General features: G+C 65.6%; 7 protein-coding genes. All 7 read right to left on the bottom strand.

Annotated features, from left to right (window positions below):
• A partial coding sequence (locus tag ACEQXV_RS18035) for a biotin carboxylase N-terminal domain-containing protein (protein ID WP_370270333.1) occupies positions 1-110 on the bottom strand: 110 nt, incomplete at its 3' end.
• 137 nt (positions 111-247) lie between these two features.
• The gene (locus ACEQXV_RS18030; protein ID WP_370270331.1) at positions 248-457 is read right to left on the bottom strand and encodes a hypothetical protein; all 210 of its coding nucleotides are present in this window, start codon (positions 455-457) and stop codon (positions 248-250) included.
• Positions 458-812: 355 nt separating this feature from the next.
• Positions 813-1,175 (bottom strand): hypothetical protein, encoded by a 363-nt coding sequence (locus tag ACEQXV_RS18025; RefSeq protein ID WP_222603658.1) that lies wholly within the window; start codon positions 1,173-1,175, stop codon positions 813-815.
• A gap of 99 nt (positions 1,176-1,274) precedes the next feature.
• Positions 1,275-1,670 (bottom strand): hypothetical protein, encoded by a 396-nt coding sequence (locus ACEQXV_RS18020; protein ID WP_370270330.1) that lies wholly within the window; start codon positions 1,668-1,670, stop codon positions 1,275-1,277.
• 156 nt (positions 1,671-1,826) lie between these two features.
• On the bottom strand, positions 1,827-1,964 hold the full coding sequence (locus ACEQXV_RS18015) for a hypothetical protein (protein WP_007798398.1): 138 nt from the start codon (positions 1,962-1,964) through the stop codon (positions 1,827-1,829).
• 214 nt (positions 1,965-2,178) lie between these two features.
• Complete coding sequence (locus tag ACEQXV_RS18010) at positions 2,179-2,571, bottom strand: DUF6497 family protein (RefSeq protein WP_222603656.1); 393 nt, start codon at positions 2,569-2,571, stop codon at positions 2,179-2,181.
• Positions 2,568-2,916 (bottom strand): hypothetical protein (locus ACEQXV_RS18005; RefSeq protein WP_370270328.1); only part of this gene is annotated, 349 nt, incomplete at its 5' end. The genes ACEQXV_RS18005 and ACEQXV_RS18010, both read right to left, overlap by 4 nt.

Genomic DNA, 2,916 nt, shown 5'->3' with positions numbered 1-2,916 from the left:
TTGTCGGCCTCGGAATAGACGGCCACCGTCTTGATGCCCATCTTCTTCGCCGTCTTGATGACCCGGCAGGCGATCTCGCCCCGGTTCGCGATCAGGATCTTGTCGAACATCCTCGTCCCTTTCCTACGTATTCCTCAGGCCCTGCCCCGTCCCGGGCGCGGCCACGAAAAAAGCCACCGGAGCGCGCGGCTCCGATGGCTTCGATGTTGTGCTGGCCGCCGCGCGGGGCGCGGCGGAGATCAGGCGATCAGTTGCAGTATTGCGGGGTGACGTCGTCGCAGACGACGCCTGCGGTCGCGCCCACGGCTGCGCCGACGGTGCCGTCGCCGCCCACGGCGCGGTCGAGGTGATAGCCGCTGCCGGCCTCGATGCCCGCGCGGCCAAGATCAGAGGTCTCGCAGGCTGCGACGGTGAGAAGGCCAAGAATGGCGGCGGTGCGAACGGCGAATTTTGCCATGGGTCGAATTCCCTTAGTTCCTGTTGCGTTGTCTGGTGATCAACGCCACAGATCTGAACAGGGTTCCAGCCAAATTTAACGATCTTGCCACGACCGGCGCCGGTCTGCCGAGCGGCGGCGGAATGCCGCGGGTCGCTGGAGAGCGTCGCAACAAGAGAGGCGGACGACGGGCCAGGGGATGTGCCGCGCCGCCCGCAAGGGGAAGGGTAACGGTGAATGCCCGGACCTCTGCGGTGGTGCCGGACAACTCGCAACATTGGTAGTGTTGCAGAGTCGCCAGCACACGCATAGCGGTATTGCGCGCCCGACCCGATGTCGGCGCCGCTCCGCTCAGCGCGGCCCGGAACAGGCAGGATCACGCCCAATCTTCGTTCTCCTCGAAGGCCTCGGGGAAGGACGCGCGAGCCGCCTGTTCGTCGATCACGAGCAGCGACTCATAGCTGGCGGGGTCGAAGGGGTCGTCATAGGGCAGCACTTCGCGGCCAAAGAGCCAGCTCAGGCGTCCGGCATCGAGATTGCCGCGCTCGAACGGCTCGGTGCCGAAATGCGCCCAGAGCGAGGCCATGAAGGCCAGGTCGGCGCGCTTGTCCGCCGATTTGCGATCGCGGAAGCGCTCGCGCCGCGTCAGCGGCGTGACCCCGCGCGGATTGGCGCGCCGAATGACGAACTGGTAGTCGGTGCCGGGAAGACGGCCGGGAAAGCCGCGGTGTTTCAGCATGGTGCCCTCTCAAGACGGAGCGGGCGCCGCTGCGCCTGAACCGCGGTCAGATCCCGGCCGGCAAGGTCTCTCGGGCCGCCAAGGGGCGGCCCGGCAAGATCAACCGTTCTGGTTCTGGGTCCGGGTTTCGGTGTCGCTCCGGTTCTGGTTCTGATTTTCGTTCTGGTTCTCGTTGCGGTTCTGGTTGCCGCTGCCGCTATCGTCGTCGGGCACGTCCGTGGGATCGGCGCCGGGATCGGTCGGATCCCCGGCCGTGCTGCCGGGATCCATGCTCCCGCCGTCCATACCGCCAGCGCCGGCGACACCCGCAGATGCGCCCTCGGCTGCCGGCACAACGCAGAAATCGTCGTAGAGCACGTAACCCACCGGACACTCGGCATTGCCGAACTTGTCATAGAGCGGCTGCACCGGCAGCGGCTCTGGCTCGGTTTGCGCGCAGGCAGCAAGGCCCAGCGCCACAGCGCCGACCGCGAAGACTGTGATTTTCGGTGACATTCTCGTCCTCCCCTTTGCTCACAGGATGCCGGGAATACGGCAGCCCGTTGCGTCGGATAATAGCAATAGGGGGAACGGCGGCCATGATCTTGGTCAATATGACCGCGACCGGGCGAAGTCGGAGGGAGGGCGGGCCTGGCGGCCCGCCCAAGGGTCTTACTTGTACTTACCGGTGTAGACCGGCTCGGTCGTGATCGGCTCGGGATCGACGACAACGAACTCTTCTTCCTGCTGGCCGCACGCGGCGAGACCGAACAGACCCAGCATTGCAAGCACTTTGATGCTCTTGGACATCTTATTCTCCTGTCACATTCGACGGAACCGACTAGAGCCTCTTGCCCTGTCCGTCCTCGTTCCGAGGTTTCGATTGCTTGGGTGCAATCAATCTCCAACATAGCCCAAAGTTTTGCGGGACAATATCGAACATGCGCGCATAGGTCGATTTGTGGCTCGAAAGCCTCATAGATGAGCGGATCTAAGCTTCTTCCTGCAAGATGTTGTGGGAGCATCAGAAAGCCTCCCAGATGCAGCGGCCGTCGCTCACCGAGTAGGCCTCGAAATATTGGATCACGTCGGGACTCGCCACGCCGAATTCGACCGGGCTCTCCATCAGCGAGATCATCACCCGAGACGGCTGCGGGCCGATCGACGACAGCCGCGGCAGCGCGAACACCTGGCACAGCTCGTCCATGTCGCCCGACACTTCGGCAAAATCACGCGGGGCATCGCCGCCGATTTCCGGCGCGACGAAGCGGAAGCGATAGATCAGCCCCGCCCCGACCGGCTCGTCCCAGATCATGTCGTGAAAGCTCACCTCCATGCCCGAGGGCACGGCGACGGCCTCGCCCAGCGCCGGAAGCGACGAGGCGGAGAACAGCAGGAGCGCAGGCCATAAACTCATCGCGCCCACCTCAGCCAGCGGGCGCGGTTGCGCGGATCCTCGAGCACCGCCACGAGCCGCGCCTCGGCCTGCGCGCGCGGGGCGGCGCCATCCAGCTGACCGCCGGCGCGGAGCAGCGTCGCGCCAGCCTCTTCGGTGACGGACACGCAGGGCGAGAAGCCACGCAGGGATTGCAGCGCGCGCCAGAGATCCTGGCGCACCTGGTGCGCCAGACGGGCCTTGCGGCCAACCGGCGGCAGCCGCGTCTCGACGCTCAGGTCGAAACGCGCTGGCCAGCGGCGGGCGAGGATCAGCTCACCCTGCAACTCTTGCGTATGCCAGCCCCTGCGGCGCATGGCTCCCTCC

The organism is Nioella sp., assembly GCF_964229645.1.
Classification (GTDB): Bacteria; Pseudomonadota; Alphaproteobacteria; order Rhodobacterales; family Rhodobacteraceae; genus Nioella.
Note: the sequence above shows the minus strand (reverse complement) of the source record. Positions and strands in the feature narration are given on the sequence as shown.